Consider the following 1,610-nt stretch of genomic DNA (forward strand, 5'->3'; position numbering starts at 1 on the left):
GGTGTCACGGGCGAAGGGAACAAAAGAAGGCATGACAAATAAGCCCCTGACTTTTTCCATTTTAAACCATTGTCAAGTTCGGTTTGTCAAGAGTTCGCTTCGCCGATAGCTAATTTGTCGGGCTCTGCTAAACAAAAGCTAGGCCGATTGCTGTTCCACTAAAAATTGCTGGGACAAATCAATTAGCTTCGTCCATCTTTCAGGCATATTTGGCATTTTTTCAAGCTCTGGAATAATTACTGGAACCTTATTTTCTAGTGAAGTATGTGGTCTTAAAAAGTTGAAATAGGCCACGAAAAGCGTCACAAAAGAAACAGATCCTTCTTGTGATCCAAATCCAGTAGTTGCTCGGTAATTGCCTTTAAATGAACGATTGAGGCGTTCAATGATTTGTTTTAACGGGCGATACTCCGTCGAAACGGGGTCATCATTCGTTAAGCCAATCACCTTGTGTATATCAAAATGGATACCATGTTGAGCGAAATAATGCTGTGCCAGAATGTAAATGGGATTGCCATCAACGACAAACATTAAGTCTTCAGGTATCACTTTGAGTTTCTGAAAAACTTGATCCAAAGCCTTGATGGCGGACAATGTATCACGATTAGGTGAAACAGGATAAGACAAAATGATCTTCTTCACCGCATCAAAGAAAAAGAATAGATAGTGCCAACGTCCCTTTACTCGAATGTACGTCTCATCACCACAGAAACTATTCGATAACTGATAAGGATAGTTATCTACAAACGGTTTAGTGATAAGGGCAACGCTATTCATGTAATTCAAAATAGTTTGGTGAGAAATCTTCACCTGGTGAACATCGTACATCAAAGCAGCTGTTTTTCTAGCTGAAAGACCATAATTCACGTGGTACGTTAAGATAAGTCCCAACGTGTGTGGAGAAACATAAATGCGTGATAGATCAACTTTTGGCTTTTCAGGTGTTTCTTTAGATAAAGGCTTAAAATCAAAGTTGAATTCACGAAATATATACCTAACTTTAAATGCCTGTGGATCTTTCTTAAATCGCTCTTTTTCATCTTTAGACATTTGGTTTATCTTTCTTTGATAGAAAGAGCAATCGTTATTCTTACACTTAAAAACATAAAAATCTTTACGTTCTTTGATTTTTTCTAATGTTTTCTGACAGTGAGGACATTTGAATACAGCTTCTTTCAAAAAACGATTTTTCTGATTAAATAAACAACCACACACTTTACACTGATATTGACCTTTATCACCATTATTGGCATAAAGATACGAAGATGGTGCGGAGCACTTAGGACACGTTAAGTTTGTCGGTACTTGAACCACACTATTTTTACGACGAACAACAGGCTTTAGCTCCTTACCATGTTTCAATTGATAGTTAGAAAGAAGTTCTTTATAGTCGAGTTTTTCCAGGGTTTCTATAATGGGCATATCGTCGACTTCCATTTTTCGGTAAGGCTTATGAACAGGCTCATCAAATTGGGCTTTAGCCACTGACTTACCAAGTATAATCCCAAGAAGAGCAAAAATTATTTTCTCTTGGTACTTGATATATTCAAGTAAATAGGTTATAAATTGAGGGAACAACTTGTCACTTCCTTTTTAGGTATTTTTGGGTG

The 1,610-nt window shown here is 37.1% G+C and carries 1 protein-coding gene; it reads right to left on the bottom strand.

The annotated features are described in order from the left end of the window. Positions 1–138: 138 nt before the first annotated feature. Entirely contained in the window at positions 139–1,578 is a 1,440-nt protein-coding gene (locus tag IEV18_RS16925; RefSeq protein ID WP_188393508.1) for a DDE-type integrase/transposase/recombinase, read from the bottom strand. Between the last annotated feature and the right edge of the window lie 32 nt (positions 1,579–1,610).

This window comes from Compostibacillus humi (genome assembly GCF_014637175.1).
Lineage (GTDB): Bacteria > Bacillota > Bacilli > Bacillales > Amphibacillaceae > Oceanobacillus > Oceanobacillus humi.